Genomic DNA, 16,856 nt, shown 5'->3' on the forward strand with positions numbered 1-16,856 from the left:
GCCCCGCCCGGCCGGACCGGGCGCCGCTCGCGCTAGCGGCTGCTCAGGCGGCGCTCCAGCGGGGTGCGGAAGCGGGGTGTCACCCGGACCGGACCCAGCCAGACGGCGAGGCGGGCCGACTCGGCGTCGATCGCGGCCTCGGCCTCGGCGCCCACCGGCTCCAGCAGTTCCCGGACGATCTCGCCGTCGGCCCGCTGCGCCCAGCCGCCGACGATCCGCCCGTTCCACCACACCGTGGGGCCGATGTTGCCGGAGCGGTCGAAGAGGTCCGCCCGGTGCTCGGCGGGCAGGAACCAGTCGCGCTGCCGCCAGCCCATCGGCGTCGGATCGAGCCCCGGCAGAAGTGCGGCCCACGGCTCCGGCTCCGGACCGTCCGTCGCACCGTCCGCATCCTCGGGCAGCGCGTACCCCTCGACGTCCCCCGCCCCGTCGCCGACGTCCAGTCGGACCGGGGCCGCCGCGCAGGCGGTGAGGGCGGCGCGTACCTCCCGCACACCCCAGCCCGTCCACCACCTGACGTCCTCGGCGGTGGCGGGTCCGTACGCCGCGAGCCAGCGCCGCACCAGCTCCGCCTGGGCTTCGGCGACCGGCAGTTCGGCCAGCGGCGCCCGCAGCGCCCACCGGTACTGCCCGCTGGTCCAGCCGCCCAGCGGGCGGCCGCGGACGATCCCGCCCTCCATGCCGAGCACCCGCAGCAGACGGGTGCCGATGGTGTGGGTCGACTGGTACGGCTTGCCCACCGCGACCGGGACGGCCTCGCGCAACTCCGGTACCAGCTCGGCCAGCCGGGAGGCGGAAGCCTGCTCGCAGTCGGCCAGCGCGGCCAGGGTGAGTCTCTCCACCTTCGCCAGCCAGTCGGGGGAGAAGCCGCCGCCGGCCGCGAAGGCGGTGAACATCCGGCGCTCCTTCTCGGCCACCTTCCGGGTGGTCGAGGACTGCACCACGGACGCCAGCTCCTCGGGCAGGACGAACAGGGTGTGCCGCATGCCGTGCATCCGCACCAGGGTCTGCCGCTCGTACAGCGCGCTCTCAAGCGCGGCGGTGTCCGAGTGCTCGAGGCGGGCGGCGGCGGAGAGGAAGACCGTCGCGGGGTCGCTGGAGTGCAGGGCCACCACCGCCCCGGCGACCTGCTCCGGAGTACGGGCGCGGTGCGGCGGCGAGAGCAGGTGACGGGCGGCCAGCAGGGCCCGGCGCCGACTGCTGTCGATCAGAGGGCGGGCGGTGCTCATGGGAACCTCCGGTCGGTCGGGGCGCCGAGCATAGAGGCAGGGTCTGACACCGGTGCCGGACTTCCGACCGGTGCGTTCCCCCTGCCGCCGGTCCCGGCTCCCTGACCGGCACCTTCCGCCCGCCGCCGTGACCGCGTCCCGAGGCCACCCGGCTTGCAGGTAATGAATGATGATAGGAAGATCTTGACGTTTTACTGTCCACAGCTCCGGAAGGGTTGCCGCCATGGGACGACCGCACTGGGTCCCCGCCGGAACTGATCTCGACAAGCCGAACGCCGCCCGGGTCTACGACTACTACCTCGGCGGTTCCCACAACTTCGAGGCCGACCGCGAGATGGCCCGCAAGGCCATCGAACTCTGGCCCGACCTGCCCGCCATCATGCGCTCCAACCGGGCCTTCCTGCGCCGGGCGGTCCGGCGCGTCGCCGAGCGGGGCATCACCCGCTTCCTGGACATCGGCTCGGGAATCCCGACCTTCGGCGCCGTCCACGAGGTGGCCAGGGGCATCCGCCCCGAGTCCCGGGTGGTCTACGTGGACCGCGACCCGGTCGCGGTCGCGCACAGCCGCCTGCTGCTGAAGGACGACCCGCTGAGCCAGGTGGTGGAGGCCGACCTGCGCTCGGTCGAGGACCTGCTCTCCCGCCCCGAGGTCACCGAACTGCTGGACGAGGGCCGGCCGGTCGCGGTGCTGCTGGTCGCGGTGCTGCACTTCATCACCGACGAGGACGACCCCGCCAGGCTGGTGTCCGTGCTGCGCGACGCCCTGCCGCCGGGCAGCGCGCTGGTCCTCAGCCACGCCTCCACCGAGGGTCGCCCGGACCAGGCGGGACCGCACCAGGACCTCTACAAGAGCACCCCGACCCCGCTCACCATGCGCGGCCGGGACCGGATCACGGCACTGTTCGAGGGGTTCGAGCTGGTCGAGCCCGGTGTCGTCTTCCTGCCGGAGTGGCATCCGGAGAACCCCGACGGGGTCGGCCCGCACCCGGAGTGGATGTCCGGTCTGGCCGGAGTCGGGTTCCTCCGGTGAGCTGGGCCCCGCCGGAGGAGGCCGCCTGGCCCGAAAGACAGGACCGCACCGGCGGGCAGCACACCACCACCTCCCGGCACGACGCCGCGTCCCGGTTCCACCAGGAGTGGGCCAGGCTGCTCCAGGACGGCCACGGGGTGGCCGTCGACCCGGACATCCTGGGCCGGCTGATCTCCCGGACCGCCGGGCTGCTGCACCGCGCGCAGCTGGAGCACCCCTTCCAGCCCGACTTCGCCGCCCAGGCCGGCGCCCTGCTGGTGGACGCCCAGTTCACCGACCCGGCGGTGCTCTCCCGCGCGGTCGAGCTGCTGCAGATCCAGCCGCTGGACGGCCGCGCCCCGGAGCTCTGCGGCGCTTTCGCGGCGGGCTGGGCGGCGGCGCTGCGCGAGCGGACCCTGCGCGAGCAGGAGTCCATCCGGTTGGCGGCCGACACCGCGCGCCAGGAGATCGAGAAGGCGCTGCGCGCCTCCGAGGCCCGGTTCAGGGCCCTGTTCGAGAGCGCGGCCATCGGGATCGGCCTCGGCGACGTGGACGGCAACATACTGGCGGTCAACCGCGCCCTGCTGGAGCTGTTCGGGGCCCGCCCCGAGGATCTCCAGGGCCGCCGGGTCGGTGACCTGGTCCACCCCGAGGACACCCCGGAGGTCTGGGAGGCGTACGAGGAGCTGATCTCCGGCAAACGGGACTACTTCCAGTTCGACAAGCCGTACTACCGGCAGGACGGCGAGGTGGTCTGGACCCATCTGACCGTCTCGCTGATCCGCGACGACGACGGCAAGCCGGTCTACCAGGTGGCGATGCTGGAGGACATCACCGACCGCTACCGCCTCCAGGAACGGCTGCGCCACCAGGCCACCCACGACCCGCTCACCGGGCTGCCGAACCGGGTGGCCTTCTTCGAGCGCCTGGAGAAGCTGTTCGAGGAGCCCGAGCCGGGGGCCCGCTTCGGCCTGTGCTACGTGGATCTGGACGGGTTCAAGGTCGTCAACGACAGTCTCGGCCACGACACCGGCGACCAGCTGCTGTCGGCGGTGGCCGGCCGCCTGGAGGCCGCACTCACCCCGCTCGGCCACCTGGTGGCCCGGCTCGGCGGCGACGAGTTCGTGGTCCTGCTGGAGAACTGCCGGGGAGAGCAGGAGGCGGTCGCGGCGGCCAAGACGGTACTGGCGGCGCTCACCAAGCCGGTGCTGATCGGCGACCACCGGCTGGCCGTCGGGGCCAGCGTCGGCGTACTGGAGCGCCGGGTCGCCAGCACCACGCCGGGCGCGGCGGTCCGGGCCGCCGACCTGACGCTCTACCGGGCCAAGGAGGCCGGGCGCGGCCGCTGGATCCTCTTCGACCCGGAGGAGAACGCCCGGGCGGTCAGCCGCTACACGGTCTCGGTCAGGATGCCCGCGGCCCTGGACCGGGGCGAGTTCTACATCGACTACCAGCCGCTGTGCTCGCTGCGCGACGGTTCGCTGGTCTCGGTCGAGGCACTGGTGCGCTGGCGGCACCCGGAGCTGGGCGTGCTCGGCCCGGAGGAGTTCATCGGGATCGCCGAGGAGACCGGCCTGATCATGCCGCTCGGCCGCTGGGTGCTGGAGCAGGCGTGCTCCCAGGCCGCCGACTGGGTACGGCGGTTCGGCGACGCCGCGCCGCAGCTGAACGTCAACCTGGCCGTCCGTCAGGCCCGCAGCGCCAGCCTGGTCGGCGACCTGGAGCGGATCCTGAACTCCACCGGACTCAGCCCGGAGAAGCTCCAGTTGGAGATCACCGAGTCCACCGTGGTCGGCCCCGAGGACGAGGCCCTGAAGTACCTGCACGCGCTGGTGGACATGGGAGTCTCGCTGGCCGTAGACGACTTCGGCACCGGCTGGTCCAACCTGGCCTATCTGCGCGACCTTCCGGTCTCCGGGCTGAAGATCGCCGGCTCCTTCGTCGGCGACCTGCACGACCCCGGCAAGGACGCCGCACTGGGTTGGCGGATCATCAGTGGACTGGTCTCGCTCGCCCACACCCTGGGCCTGACCGTCACCGCCGAGGGCGTCGAGAGCGGCGACGACGCCGAGCGGCTGCGGCAGATGGGCTGCGACTGGGCCCAGGGCTGGCACTTCGGCCGCCCGGCCCGCCCGGCCGACATCGCCCGCCGCATCGCCCGGAGCGGCCGGTAGGGCTGCCCGGCGGTACGGTGCGTACACCGCCGCTCAGCCGTACGTATCGGTAAAACCGGGACAAACGCCCTTGACGGGGTGTGAGTCGCCTGCCGATGATGGAGCTCTGGTGCCGCTCCGGAGCACGTCGCACCGAGAAGAGCGCCGGTGTCAGTCAGCCGTCCACCGTGGACCTGCCGCCGGGGCAGTGTGCCGTCCTCCCGCCGCACCGTCCGTGGTCAGGGCGCGCCGGCGGGGTCGAGCGTGCCCGTCGTGAGGTGCCCGCATGCCACCGCGACGCCCGGTGCGCTTCCTCATCGGGTCGGCAGCGCACCGGCGTCAGCGGGTCGATGCCATCGAAGGTCGGGGTAGTGGGCCGACTCCCTTGGCAGCGGAGGAAGTTCAGGCGCCGAGTGGGAGCAGCGGGATGCCGTGACCGAGGGTCAGCTCGGTGCCGGCCGCCTTGGTGCTGAGGTAGTGCACATTGCTCTCGGAGAGGTGGACGCCGGTGGGGACGCGTTCGGTGACGGTGATTCCGAGCGCGGTGAGTTGGGCGGCCTTGTCGGGGTTGTTGCTGAGCAGGCGGATGCCGGTGGCGTCGAGGGTGGTGAGCATCTGGGCGGCGGCGGTGTAGTCGCGGCCGTCCTCGGGCAAGCCCAGGGCGGTGTTGGCCTGGTAGGTGTCGAGGCCGGAGTCCTGCAGGGCGTAGGCGTCGAGCTTGTTGTAGAGGCCGATGCCCCGGCCCTCCTGGCGGAGGTAGAGCAGGTAGCCGCCGCTCTCGGCGATCCGTTCGACGGCCTCGCGCAGCTGGGGTCCGCAGTCGCAGCGGTCCGAGCCGAAGACGTCGCCGGTCAGGCACTCCGAGTGCAGTCGGACCAGCGGAGTTCGACCGGGCCCGCCGAGCCGCAGGGCGAGGTGCTCGGCGCCGTCGGCCAGGCCGTGGAAGGTGTGCGCCTCGGCCTCGACGCGGTAGCCGTCACCGAAGGTGAGCGGTATGCGCACCCGGGAACGGACGGTGGCCGGGCCCGGCTCCAGGCGGTGCTGCGCGTGCTCGGGCTGGGGCATGCCGGGCCTCCGGGGCGGTCGCCGGGCGGCTGGTCGCGGCCCGGGAGTGCGGGTGCTTCGAATTCGAAACGGCTGGTCGGGCTCGACCGTACACTGTAGTTCGAATTTGAACAAATATGTTTTCCGTCGGAATCGGCTGCCGGATCGGGCGCCCCGTTCGGCTCAGCATTCCCGTCCGCCCGTGCGGCCCCGCACGCAAGCTGGTGAAGGGGGTGCCGCCGAGCGTTAGGAAGAGCATGTCCAAGGCATTCGGATTCGTGGCCTACGGCGGGCCGGAGAACCAGGAGTTCCTCGACCGCCCCATCCCATCGCCAGGACCGGGCCAGCTGCTGATCGCCGTCCGGGCCGCCGGAGTGAACCCGGTGGACTGGAAGATCCGGCAGGGCTACCTGGCCACCGGGCGGCCGCTTCCCGCCGTGCTCGGCTGCGAGGTCTCCGGGGTGGTCGAGGTCGTGGGTCAGGGGGTCGAGGGCTTCTCGGCCGGGGACGAGGTCTTCGGCCCCACCGTCGCCGGGGGCTACGCCGAGCACACCCTGCTGGACGCCGCGACCTGCGCCCACAAGCGGCCCGATGTCAGCTTCACGCAGGCGGCGACGCTGCCGGTGGCCGCGGCGACCGCGTACGACGCGGTGCAGCAGCTGGACCTCGGGAGCGGGCGGACGCTGCTGATCCTCGGCATCGCGGGCGGGGTCGGCACGGCCGCCGCCCAGCTCGCCAAGGGGCACGGGCTCACCGTGCTCGGCACGGCCGGCGACGGCAACCAGGCCTACGTGGAGTCGCTCGGCGCCACCCGGATCCGGTACGGCGCGGGCGTGGCCGACCGGATCAGGGCCGTCGCGCCGGACGGCGTGGACGGGCTCCTGGACCTGGTCGGCGGCGACGACCTGCGGGCCGCCGCCGTCACCCTAAATGACCCGGCCAAGCTGGTCTCCACCGTCGACCCGGCCACGGCCGCCGAGCTCGGCGGGGCGTTCGTCCGGCGCAGCGGCGGCGCCGACACCCTGGAGGCGCTGGCCAAGCTGGTCGCCTTCGACGCGCTCGATCCGCACATCGCCGCCACCTACACCCTGGAACACGCCGCGCACGCCCTCTCCGAGGTGGAGTCGGGTCACGTCCGCGGCAAGCTCGTCCTCGACCTCGGCTGATTGGACGCCCCACCGTGAAGATCACCACGCCTGTCGTCAACGCGCCCTGCTGGGTCGAACTCGGCACCTCGGACCCCGAGGCCGCGAGGGCCTTCTACCTCGAACTCTTCGGCTGGAAAACCAGGACCGACGCCCGCCCCGAGGCCGCCGACTACACCCAACTCCTGGTCGGCGACGCCCCGGTGGCCGCGATCAGCCCCATCGTCTCCCCCCGGCAGCGGACCGCCTGGCTGATCGGCTTCGCTTCGGCGGACGCCGACGCCACCGCCGCCGCGGCGGTCGAGAACGGGGGCAGGGTGCTGAAGGAGCCCACGGACATCTACGAGGAGGGGCGCTTCGCGGTACTCGCGGACCCGGGCGACGCGGTCTTCACCGTCTGGCAGCCCAAGGCGTTCAAGGGGGCGGGCCTGCTCAACGAACCCGGCTCGCTGGGCTGGGTGGAACTGGCCACCCGGGACACCGCCGGGGCCAAGGAGTTCTACAGCCGGGTCTTCGGCTGGAGCGTGACCGTCGGCGAGACGTACACCCAGTGGGGCCTGGCGGGCGAGGACTTCGGCGGGATGCTCGACATGACCGAGCAGTTCCCGCCGGACGTCCCGCCGTACTGGATGCCGTACTTCGCGGTCGCGGACGTCGACCTGGTCGCCGAGCGGGCCGCCGCCCTCGGCGCCACGGTCATGCTGCCTCCCACGGAAGTACCGGGCGGGCCCCGGTTGGCGGTGCTCCACGACGCCCAGGGAGCCAGGTTCGGGATCCACGTGGTGGGCACGGAGGACTGAGACCGACCGGGGGTGCCCCCTTCTTCCGCGCTCCCTCTCGCCGGTCGGTCCGACTTCCCGGGGGCTGCGGCCCGGCCGTTCCCGGCGGCGACCGGACGGAACACCGTTCGCCGCGGTTCAGAGCGCCCGGGAGGGCTTGGCGCCCTCGGCGGTCCTGAGGGCCGTCGGCGCGGCCGGGCGGGGCCGGAGCAGGGCGAGGCCGCCGGCGGTCAGGGTGATGGTGACGGCGGAGAGAGGGGTCCAGTCGCCGAGGCGGTCGTACCAGGTGCGGGCGGCGGGGTCGGCGAGGGGGACGCGGACGGTGAGGGCGCCGCGGGCGGAGGTGTCCAGGTGGGCCAGGCGGCGGCCCTGGCGGTCGTAGGCCACGGACTCGCCGGTGAGAGCGGCCTGGACGACGGGGCGGCCGGTCTCGGCGGCGCGGAGGGCGCCGAGCGAGGCGTGCTGGGCGGGGGCCCAGGTGTTCTGGAAGGTCGAGGTCGCCGACTGGTAGACCAGCAGCCCGGCACCGTCGTTCGCCGCCGTGCGGGACATGTCGGGGAAGGCGGACTCGAAGCAGATCATGGTGCCGAGCGGAAGCGGGTGGCCGTCGCGGGTGCTCGCCTGGATCAGGTGGAAGCCGGTGCCCGGCACCCGGTTCTCGCCCGCCGCCTTGCTGATCCCGGCAACCCAGCCGAGGAGGGGCCGCAGCGGGATGTACTCGCCGAACGGCACCAGGCGGATCTTGCGGTAGCGGGCGGTGATGCCCCCGGGGGTGACCAGGACGGCGTCCTTGGAGATCCTGCCGTCGCCCTTGCGGGCGTCCTCGCCGACCAGCAGCTGGGCGCCGGTCGTGGTGGCGAGGCCGCGGAGGCGGTCCAGCGCGGCGGTGTCGCGGTCCAGGTCGGCGGCAGTGCTGCTCTCGCCCCAGACCACCAGGTCGATCGGCTGCCCGAGCAGACGGGTGGTGATCGTGGCGCTGGCGTCGAACCTGGATCCGGGGCTCCGGGTGACGCCCGGCTGGACCAGTGCCACGGTGGCCTGGTCACCCGGCGACGGCTGGGTGCGCAGCGCGAACAGCACGGGGCCGGAGACCACCGCGAGTGCGGCCACCGCGGCGGACAGCACCCGGAGCGAGGTCTGACGGTCCGTCAGCGCAATCACCACCCCGGTGTTGGCCGCCACCACGGCGGCGCTCACCAGCCACGCCCCGCCGACCGAGGCCAGCGCCAGGACGGCCGGGTGCTGCCACTGGCTGGCACCCAGCAGCGCCCACGGCCCGCCGAGCGCCTGCCAGGAGCGCGCGTACTCGGTGCTCACCCAGACCGACGGCACGACCACCAGCGCACCGAGCGCCCGGGCGAGGGTGAGCGGCGGGTGCAGCAGGCGCCACACCGCCAGCCCGAGCGCGGTCTGCAGCGCCCCGAAGACCACGGCCAGCGGGAGCAGTGCCGGTCCGATCGAGGGGAACAGCCAGTACAGCGCGGCCAGCAGGAAGCCGGTACCGAACCACCAGCCGCGAACTGCCGCCTCCCGTCCGCTCGGTGAGTACCGCATCAGCAGCAGCCCGGGCACCAGGGCGACCCAGGCCAGCGGGGCCAGGCTCGGCGCGGGGAAGGCGAGGACGGGTAGTGCGCCGGCGAGGAGCGCCGCGAGACGGGCGAGGCGGGGCGTCATGTCCTGATTGTCCGCCCGAACGGCGCGACTGCCCAGGTCACGGACGCCGGTGTGTCACCCAGGCCCTGGAAGGGAGGTGGGACGGGCCCTGCGCCCTTGGCAGTTCATGGGAACGGGGAGCCCGGGACCGGCCAGTACGGCCGGATCTCGGGCTCCCCGCGGGTGAGTTGCAGCCCCGGGGTGCTACGCGTCGCCCTCCAGGTCGCCCTCGGTCTCCAGGAAGGCGGTGCGCAGGGCGTCGATCAGCTCCGGGTCCGGCTCGGCCCACAGACCGCGTTCGGCGGCCTCCAACAGGCGCTCGCTGATGCCGTGCAGCGCCCAGGGGTTGGCCGCGCCGAGGAACTCGCGGTTGGTGGGGTCGAGGACGTACTCCTGGGTGAGCCGCTCGTACATCCAGTCCGCGACCACGCCCGTGGTGGCGTCGTAGCCGAACAGGTAGTCCACGGTGGCGGCCATCTCGAAGGCGCCCTTGTAGCCGTGCCGGCGCATCGCCTCCAGCCAGCGCGGGTTGACCACGCGGGCGCGGAAGACCCGGGCGGCCTCCTCGGTCAAGGTGCGGGTGCGGACCGTCTCGGGCCGGGTCGAATCGCCGATGTAGGCGGTCGGGGCCTTGCCGGTGAGGGCGCGGACGGTGGCCACCATGCCGCCGTGGTACTGGAAGTAGTCGTCCGAGTCCGCGATGTCGTGCTCGCGGGTGTCGGTGTTCTTGGCGGCGACGGTGATCCGCCGGTACGCGGTCTCCATCTCCTCGCGCGCCGGGCGGCCGTCCAGGTCGCGGCCGTAGGCGTAGCCGCCCCACACCGTGTAGACCTCGGCCAGATCGGCGTCGGTGCGCCAGTCGCGGCTGTCGATCAGCTGGAGCAGGCCCGCGCCGTAGGTACCCGGACGGGAGCCGAAGACCCGGACGGTCGCCTTGCGCTCGTCGCCGTGCACGGCCAGGTCGGCCTGGACGTGGGCGCGGACGAAGTTCTGCTCGTCCGCCTCCTCCTGCCGGGCGGCGAGCCGGACCGCGTCGTCCAGAAGCGCGACCACGTGTGGGAAGGCGTCCCGGAAGAAGCCGGAGATGCGCAGGGTCACGTCGATGCGCGGGCGGCCCAGTTCCTCCAGGCTGATCGCCTCCAGGCCGGTGACCCGGCGGGAGGCGTCGTCCCAGACGGGGCGGACGCCCAGCAGGGCGAAGGCCTCGGCGATGTCGTCGCCCGCCGTGCGCATCGCGCTGGTGCCCCACAGCGAGAGGCCGACCGAGGGCGGGAAGGCGCCGTCGTTGTCCGCCCGGTAGCGCTCGATCAGCGAGGCGGCCAGCGCCTGGCCGGTCTCCCAGGCGAGCTTGCTGGGTACGGCCTTCGGGTCGACCGAGTAGAAGTTGCGGCCGGTCGGCAGCACGTTGACCAGCCCGCGCAGCGGCGAGCCGGACGGGCCGGCCGGGACGAAGCCGCCGTTGAGCGCGTGCAGCACGGCGTCCAGCTCGTCGGTGGTCCGCGCCAGGCGCGGGACGACCTGGCGGGCGGCGAAGTCCAACACCTCCCGGACCGGCTCGGGGTGGCCGGCCGCGACCTTCTCCACCGCCTCCGGCGCCCAGTCCTCGGCCTCCATCGCCTCGACCAGGGCTCGCGCCCGGGCCTCGGCCGCGTCCGTGGCACCGAGGGTGAGCGCCGCCTCGTCCAGTCCGAGGGCCTCGCGCAGGCCGGGCAGCGCGCTCACACCGCCCCAGATCTGCCGGGCGCGCAGGATGGCGAGCACGATGTTGACCCGGTCCTCGCCGGCCGGCGCCTGGCCGAGGACGTGCAGGCCGTCCCGGATCTGGGCGTCCTTGACCTCGCACAGCCAGCCGTCGACGTGCAGCAGGAAGTCGTCGAAGCCGTCGTCCTCCGGGCGCTCGTCCAGGCCCAGGTCGTGGTCGAGCCGCGCGGCCTGGATCAGGGTCCAGATCTGGGCGCGGATCGCGGGCAGCTTGGCGGGGTCCATCGCGGCGATGTTGGAGTGCTCGTCGAGCAGCTGCTCCAGGCGCGCGATGTCGCCGTAGGAGTCGGCCCGGGCCATCGGCGGGACCAGGTGGTCGACCAGGGTGGCGTGGGCGCGGCGCTTGGCCTGGGTGCCCTCGCCCGGGTCGTTGACCAGGAAGGGGTAGACCAGCGGCAGGTCGCCGAGTACCGCGTCCGGGCCGCAGGCGGCCGACAGCGCGGCCGTCTTGCCCGGCAGCCACTCGAGGTTTCCGTGCTTGCCGAGGTGGATCACGGCGTGGGCACCGAAGCCGCCGTCCTCCCGGGACGCCGCGATCCAGCGGTAGGCCGCGAGGTAGTGGTGCGAGGGCGGCAGGTCGGGGTCGTGGTAGATGGCGACCGGGTTCTCGCCGAAGCCGCGCGGCGGCTGGATCAGCACCAGCAGGTTGCCGGAGCGGATCGCGGCCAGCACGATGTCGCCCTCAGGGTTGCGGCTGCGGTCCACGTACAGCTCGCCGGGCGCCGGACCCCAGTGCTCCTCGACCTGCTCGCGCAGCTCGGCGGGCAGCTCGGCGTACCAGCGGCGGTAGTCGGCGGCCGGGATGCGGACGGGGTTGCGGGCGAGCTGGTCCTCCGTCAGCCAGTCCTGGTCGTAGCCGCCGGCCGCGATCAGGGCGTGGATCAGCGCGTCACCCTCGTGTGCTGCTACTCGCCCGCTCGCCTCCGGGCCCTCTGACCCGGCGCCGACGCTCTTCGCTCCGGCACTCCCTCGTTCCTCGGTCGCTTGTCGCTCATCCCTTTCGGCACCGGCGGGCCCTTCGGCTCGGGGCGGGGAGGAGTCCAGCCCCGGCAGGTCGTCGCCGAGGTCCATGCCCTCCTCGCGCAGCCGGTGCAGCAGGCGGACCGCGCTGGCCGGGGTGTCCAGGCCGACCGCGTTGCCGACCCGAGCGTGCTTGGTCGGGTACGCGGAGAGCACCAGCGCCAACCGCCGCTCGGCGGGCGGGACATGGCGCAGCCGGGCGTGCCGGACCGCGATGCCCGCGACCCGGGCGGCGCGCTCGGGGTCGGCGGTGTAGACGGTCAGACCGTCCTCGTCCAGCTCCTTGAAGGAGAACGGGACGGTGATCAGGCGGCCGTCGAACTCGGGCACGGCGACCTGGGTGGCGGTGTCCAGCGGGGAGAGGCCGTCGTCGCTGTCCTCCCACTGGGCACGCGACCAGGTCAGGCAGAGCGCCTGCAGGATCGGGCGGTCGAGCGCGGCGAGCGCGCCCGCGTCCCAGGCCTCCTCGTCCCCGCCCGCCTGCGCGTCGGCCGGCCGGGTGCCGCCGGCCGCCAGCACGGTGGTGACGATCGCGTCGGCCTGGCCGAGTTCGGCGAGCAGTTCGGGCTCGGCGCCGCGCAGCGAGGCGCAGTACAGCGGCTTCGGGCGGCCGCCCTGGTCCTCGATCGCCTGGCACAGGGCCTCGACGAAGGCGGTGTTGCCGCTCATGTGGTGGGCGCGGTAGTAGAGCACCGCGACGACGGGGCCCTCGGCGGTCCGCGGGGTGCGCTCCAGGGGGCCCCAGGCCGGGGCCGAGACGGGCGGGGTGAAACCGTGGCCGGTCAGCAGCACGGTGTCGGAGAGGAAGGCGCCGAGCTCGGCCAGGTTGGCCGCGCCGCCGTGCGCCAGGTAGGCGTGCGCCTCGGCTGCGATCCCGGCGGGGACGGTGGACAGCTCCATCAACTGGGCGTCCGGCGCCTGCTCACCCGTCAGCACGACCACCGGGCGCGGGCCGGCCAGCAGCGCGTCCAGGCCCTCCTGCCAGGCGCGGCGGCCGCCGAGCAGCCGGACGACCACCAGGTCGGTGCCCTCCAGCAGCGCGGGCAGGTCCTCGGCGGTCAGCCGGGCCGGGTTCCCGAGGCGGTAGCGGACCGGGCCCGCACAGGCGCGGGCGCTCAGCAGGTCGGTGTCGGAGGTGGAAAGCAGCAGGATCACGCGACGGCCCTCCCGGCCAGGTCGGCGCCCCGTGCCGAAAGGTGTGCCGCGCGCGGCCGAGCCGCTGGTTGGTGCTCTGAGAGCGCTGAGCGACAGCCGGCCGGCGATGGAGGGAGCGCAGGAGTGATGGGTGCCAGCGGCTCAGCCCGCCCGTCGAGCGGGCGGGACGCAGCAGCGCGTGCGGGCATGCGGCAGCGCACAGGTCTCAGGCCTTCCTCGGGGTCCGCGCCCCGGGCTAAGGGAGGACGGCAGGAGTTCCTGGCTCCCACGGCGGTGAACCGTGGTCACAGTGGCGGGACCGCACCGGGTTTGCACCGGTTTCCTCCCCTTGGCGCCGTCGCTGGCGTGGACGGCCCACAGGACCGCCCGGGAGCATCGTACGGGGTGCGGCTGGGCTGGGGGAGTGTGATCTGTTCCGGGCGGTGCATCCGGAACGGCAATCTGTATGCTCGCCGCCATGCCACCCGTACCCGACTCCGTCGCACCGGGCCCCGGTACGCCCGACCGCGGGCGTTCGGACGTCTGTCCGGGGGCCCTTCGTCTGCACACCGCCGACGACGGTTCCCTCGCCAGGATCCGCATACCCGGCGGGTTGCTGACGAACAGTCAGGCAATGGTGCTGGCCGACGCGGCCGAGGAGCTGGGCGACGGCGCACTCGAGACCACCTCGCGCGGCAACGTCCAACTGCGCGGCCTGCCTTCGGACTCCGGTGGCGAACTCGGCCGCCGCCTGCGCGACGCCGGCCTGCTGCCCTCAAAGACCCATGAGCGGGTCCGCAACATCGTCGCCTCCCCGGCCACCGGGCTGGACGGCCTCGGCCACGCCGACGTCCAGGACTGGGTGCGGGAACTCGACCGGCGGCTGTGCGCGAGCGAGAGCGCGGCCCGCCTCTCCGGCAAGTTCCTCTTCGCCCTGGACGACGGGCGCGGTGACGTCGCCGCACTGGACGCCGATGTGACATTGATCGCAACCGCAGGCGGCGGCGCCCTGCTGCGCCTCGGCCGCGCCGCCACCGCCCGCCCGGTGCCGCCCGGCGGGGCCGCCGAGCACGCGGTCCGCGCCGCCGAGGAGTTCCTGGAAATGCTGCGCACCAGTGGCGCCAAGGCCTGGCACCTGCGCGAGGTTCCCGGACTGCTCGACCCGGGCGCCGAACCGCTGCCCGCGCTGCCGGCCGCCACTTTGGCCCCGGGCGCACTGCCCGGCGGACTCTCCGTGGGCCTGCGCTTCGGCCGGGTGAGCGCCGCACGGTGGCGGCGGCTGGCCGCAGCCTCGGCCGGCGAGCTGCGGCTGACCCCCTGGCGCGGGATCGTCCTGCCGGGGGCGCCGGTCGACCGGCTGCCCGAACTGGCCGCGGCCGGCTTCCGCACCGCCCCCGGCTCGGTCTGGGAACGGGCCAGCGCCTGCACCGGACTGCCCGGCTGCGCCAAGTCGCGCGCCGACGTACGGGACGACGCCGCACGGGCGTTGGACGCGGCGCAGACCCCGGCCGCTGCCGGCCCACTGCCCGTGCACTGGTCCGGCTGCGAGCGGCGCTGCGGGCATCCGGCTGGGGAGTGGGTGGACGTCCTGGCCACCGGGCAGGGCTACCGGGTGACCCGCGTCGGCCCCGGGGTCGAGGCCCCGGGGGCGGGAGTGTCAGTGGATGTGTCGACGGAACAGATGGCGGAGGCGGTAGCCGAAGCCCGGAGGACCAAGTGATCGAGTACGAGAAGGACGGCGCGGCCATCTACCGCCAGTCCTTTGCCACCATCCGGGCCGAGGCCGAACTGGCCCACCTGCCCGCCGACGTGGCGCAGGTCGCCGTGCGGATGATCCACGCGTGCGGCATGACCGACCTGGTCGACGACCTGCTCTGGTCGCCCGGCGTGGTCGCGAGCGCGCGCGCCGCGCTGCACGCCGGTGCGCCGATCCTGTGCGACGTTTCGATGGTCGCGAGCGGAGTGACCCGCAAGCGGCTGCCCGCCGACAACGAGGTGGTCTGCACCCTCTCCGACCCCTCGGTGCCCGAGCTGGCCAAGAAGATGGGCAACACCCGCAGCGCCGCCGCGATGGAGCTCTGGCTGCCCCGGTTGGAGGGCGCCGTGGTCGCCGTCGGCAACGCGCCGACCTCGCTGTTCCGGCTGCTGGAGATGGTCGAGGCCGGTGCGCCGCGCCCCGCCGCCGTGATCGGCGTACCGGTCGGCTTCATCGGTGCCGCCGAGTCCAAGGAGGCGCTGGCCGCGCACCCGTCCGGCCTGGACCACCTGGTGGTACGCGGCCGGCGCGGCGGCAGTGCGATCGCCGCGGCGGCCATCAACGCGATTGCGAGTGAGGAAGAGTGACGGAACATCAGGAGAACGGGGCCGGGCGGCTGTACGGCGTCGGCCTCGGCCCCGGCGACCCGGAGCTGGTGACCGTCAGAGCCGCCGCGCTGATCGGCCGGGCGGACGTGGTGGCGTACCACAGCGCCCGGCACGGCCGTTCCATCGCCCGCTCGATAGCCGGGCCCTACCTGCGCGGCGACCAGATCGAGGAGCAGCTGGTCTACCCGGTCACGGTCGAGTCCACCGACCACCCCGGCGGCTACCGGGGCGCACTGGACGAGTTCTACGAGGAGGCCGCCGCCCGGCTGGCCGTCCACCTGGACGCGGGCCGGACCGTCGTCGTACTGGCCGAGGGTGACCCGCTGTTCTACGGCTCGTACCAACACATGCACAAGCGGCTGGCACACCGCTACCCCACCGAGGTGGTGCCCGGGGTGACCTCGGTGAGCGCCGCCGCCGCACGGCTGGGCACGCCGCTGGTCGAGGCCGACGAGGTGCTGACCATCCTGCCCGGCACCCTCCCCGAGGAGGAGCTGACCGCGCGTCTGGCCGCCACCGACTCCGCCGTGGTGATGAAGCTGGGCCGCACCTTTCCGACCGTACGGCGGGCGCTGGAGCGGTCCGGTCGGCTGGCCGAGGCCCGTTACGTCGAGCGGGCCACCATGGCCGGGGAGCGCACCGCGCCGCTGGACGAGGTCGACCCCGAGACGGTTCCGTACTTCTCGGTCGCCGTGCTGCCCAGTCGGATCGGGCGTACGTCCGCCGAGTCCGGGCAGCCCGCCGAGTCCGGGAAGTCCGTCGCGGGCGAGGACACGGGCGAGGACGCGGGCGAGGTCGTGGTGGTCGGTCTCGGACCGGCCGGGCCGCTCTGGCTGACCCCCGAGGCGCGCGGTGAACTCGCCGCCGCCACCGACCTGGTGGGCTACACCACGTACCTCGACCGGGTGCCGGTGCGAAGTGGCCAGCGGCGGCACGGCTCGGACAACAAGGTCGAGGCCGAGCGCGCCGAGTTCGCCCTGGACCTGGCCCGGCGCGGACACCGGGTGGCCGTGGTCTCCTCCGGCGACCCGGGCGTCTTCGCGATGGCCACCGCCGTACTCGAGGCCGCCTGCGAGGAGCCGTACCGCTCGGTCCCGGTGCGGATCGTGCCGGGGATGACGGCCGCGCACGCCGCCGCCTCCCGGGCCGGCGCCCCGCTCGGCCACGACTACGCGGTGGTCTCGCTCTCCGACCGGCTCAAGCCCTGGGAGGCGGTGGCCGGGCGGCTGCGCGCCGCCGCCGAGGCCGACCTCGTCCTCGCCCTCTACAACCCCGGCTCGCAGAGCCGCACCACCCAGGTCGGCCTGGCCCGCGACCTGCTGCTGGAGCACCGCGCCCCCGACACCCCCGTGGTGATGGCCCGCGACGTGGGCGGCCCGACCGAGCGGGTGCGGACCGTCCGGCTCGCCGACCTCGACCCCGCCCAGGTCGACATGCGGACCATCCTGCTGGTCGGCTCCTCGCAGACCCAGGCGGTCCGGCGGGACGACGGCACCGAGGTGGTCTGGACCCCGCGCCGCTACCCGTCGGCCTGAAATGCCTGGGCGGAGCGCCGGGCCGTCCCC

General features: G+C 73.9%; 11 protein-coding genes and 1 riboswitch. Of the genes, 7 read left to right on the top strand and 4 right to left on the bottom strand.

The window, feature by feature from the left end; all coding sequences use genetic code 11:
• Positions 1–32: 32 nt before the first annotated feature.
• A complete protein-coding gene (locus ACWDAK_RS19775; RefSeq protein WP_427394114.1) occupies positions 33–1,229 on the bottom strand; it encodes a winged helix DNA-binding domain-containing protein in 1,197 nt (398 codons plus the stop codon).
• A gap of 223 nt (positions 1,230–1,452) precedes the next feature.
• On the opposite strand from ACWDAK_RS19775, the gene ACWDAK_RS19780 reads away from it, so the two are divergent.
• Together ACWDAK_RS19780 and ACWDAK_RS19785 are read left to right on the top strand one after the other, a co-directional pair.
• A complete protein-coding gene (locus tag ACWDAK_RS19780; protein WP_427394115.1) occupies positions 1,453–2,259 on the top strand; it encodes an SAM-dependent methyltransferase in 807 nt (268 codons plus the stop codon).
• Entirely contained in the window at positions 2,256–4,412 is a 2,157-nt protein-coding gene (locus ACWDAK_RS19785; protein WP_344635894.1) for a putative bifunctional diguanylate cyclase/phosphodiesterase, read from the top strand. Before ACWDAK_RS19780 ends, ACWDAK_RS19785 begins: the two co-directional genes overlap by 4 nt.
• Positions 4,413–4,793: 381 nt before the next feature.
• Here the strand turns inward: ACWDAK_RS19785 and ACWDAK_RS19790 are convergent, their stop codons facing one another.
• Complete coding sequence (locus ACWDAK_RS19790; protein WP_344635893.1) at positions 4,794–5,456, bottom strand: GTP cyclohydrolase II; 663 nt, start codon at positions 5,454–5,456, stop codon at positions 4,794–4,796.
• Between the two features lie 236 nt (positions 5,457–5,692).
• Between ACWDAK_RS19790 and ACWDAK_RS19795 the strand changes: the two genes are divergently transcribed.
• Positions 5,693–6,601: an NADP-dependent oxidoreductase gene (locus ACWDAK_RS19795; protein WP_427394116.1), complete on the top strand. Its 909-nt coding sequence runs from the start codon at positions 5,693–5,695 to the stop codon at positions 6,599–6,601.
• Positions 6,602–6,615: 14 nt separating this feature from the next.
• Complete coding sequence (locus ACWDAK_RS19800) at positions 6,616–7,380, top strand: VOC family protein (RefSeq protein WP_344635891.1); 765 nt, start codon at positions 6,616–6,618, stop codon at positions 7,378–7,380.
• A gap of 117 nt (positions 7,381–7,497) precedes the next feature.
• Here ACWDAK_RS19800 and lnt read toward each other — a convergent pair whose 3' ends face one another.
• Positions 7,498–9,033 (bottom strand): apolipoprotein N-acyltransferase, encoded by a 1,536-nt coding sequence (lnt, locus tag ACWDAK_RS19805; RefSeq protein ID WP_427394117.1) that lies wholly within the window; start codon positions 9,031–9,033, stop codon positions 7,498–7,500.
• A 183-nt stretch (positions 9,034–9,216) separates the two neighbouring features.
• Entirely contained in the window at positions 9,217–12,948 is a 3,732-nt protein-coding gene (cobN, locus tag ACWDAK_RS19810) for a cobaltochelatase subunit CobN (RefSeq protein WP_427394118.1), read from the bottom strand.
• 230 nt (positions 12,949–13,178) lie between these two features.
• Positions 13,179–13,330, bottom strand: a riboswitch (cobalamin riboswitch).
• Positions 13,331–13,405: 75 nt separating this feature from the next.
• Between cobN and ACWDAK_RS19815 the strand changes: the two genes are divergently transcribed.
• Genes ACWDAK_RS19815 through ACWDAK_RS19825 form a run of 3 tightly spaced genes read left to right on the top strand, consistent with a single transcriptional unit; the run spans position 13,406 to position 16,826 of the window.
• Positions 13,406–14,647 (top strand): cobalamin biosynthesis protein CobG, encoded by a 1,242-nt coding sequence (locus ACWDAK_RS19815; RefSeq protein WP_427394119.1) that lies wholly within the window; start codon positions 13,406–13,408, stop codon positions 14,645–14,647.
• Positions 14,644–15,270: a precorrin-8X methylmutase gene (locus ACWDAK_RS19820; RefSeq protein WP_344635887.1), complete on the top strand. Its 627-nt coding sequence runs from the start codon at positions 14,644–14,646 to the stop codon at positions 15,268–15,270. The genes ACWDAK_RS19815 and ACWDAK_RS19820 overlap by 4 nt, the downstream gene beginning before the upstream one ends.
• Entirely contained in the window at positions 15,267–16,826 is a 1,560-nt protein-coding gene (locus ACWDAK_RS19825; protein ID WP_427394120.1) for a precorrin-2 C(20)-methyltransferase, read from the top strand. Before ACWDAK_RS19820 ends, ACWDAK_RS19825 begins: the two co-directional genes overlap by 4 nt.
• The last annotated feature ends 30 nt before the right edge of the window (positions 16,827–16,856 follow it).

This window comes from Kitasatospora sp. NPDC001175 (genome assembly GCF_053598215.1).